Origin of the sequence: Flavobacterium chungbukense (genome assembly GCF_020805785.1) — a bacterium.
In the GTDB taxonomy this organism is placed as follows: Bacteria; Bacteroidota; Bacteroidia; order Flavobacteriales; family Flavobacteriaceae; genus Flavobacterium; species Flavobacterium chungbukense.
In genome coordinates this window covers 28,443-29,049 of the sequence record NZ_JAJGZV010000015.1, presented here as the reverse complement: position 1 = coordinate 29,049, position 607 = coordinate 28,443, and the positions used below count along the sequence as shown (strand labels likewise).

At 48.6% G+C, this 607-nt stretch carries 1 protein-coding gene; it reads left to right on the top strand.

Annotated features, from left to right (window positions below; all coding sequences use genetic code 11):
- Positions 1-607: Ig-like domain-containing protein (locus tag LL966_RS22925; protein WP_229356501.1), on the top strand; the 607-nt coding region annotated here is incomplete at both ends.

Below are 607 nucleotides of genomic sequence, written 5' to 3'. Positions count from 1 at the left end.
AGCGGAGCTTCGGATGCAACGCCTGCGACGTTTACGATTCCAGTTGGCAATAACGCGCCGACAGCAAATGCAGCTGTTAATACGGCTGTGATACCTTCAACAGCTTCAGCTACGGCGATTGATCCTTTAACGGCATCAGACACAGACGGAACGGTTTCTTCTTATACAGTTGTGGCTTTACCGTCACACGGAACTTTAGCCTTAAACGGAACGGCTGTAACGGTTGGACAGATTCTTACGCCTGCACAGGCCGGACAGCTTACTTACGCCCCAAGCGGAACATTCACAGGTGATGATAGTTTCACTTTTACTGCGACTGATAACATCGGAGCGGTATCAGCATCAGCGGTATTTACTATCACGATTGGTAACAATGCGCCAATTGCAAACGATGATACAAATACAGCAGTACCTTCAAGTGTAGCGGCAACGGCAATAAAAGCTCTGACTGCAACTGATTCAGATGGAACAATTGCTTCATATACAGTTGTGACATTACCATCTCACGGAACTTTAGCGTTGAACGGAACGGCTGTAGCAGCTGGACAGGTTCTTACGCCTGCACAGGCCGGACAGCTTACTTACGCCCCAAGCGGAACATTCACAG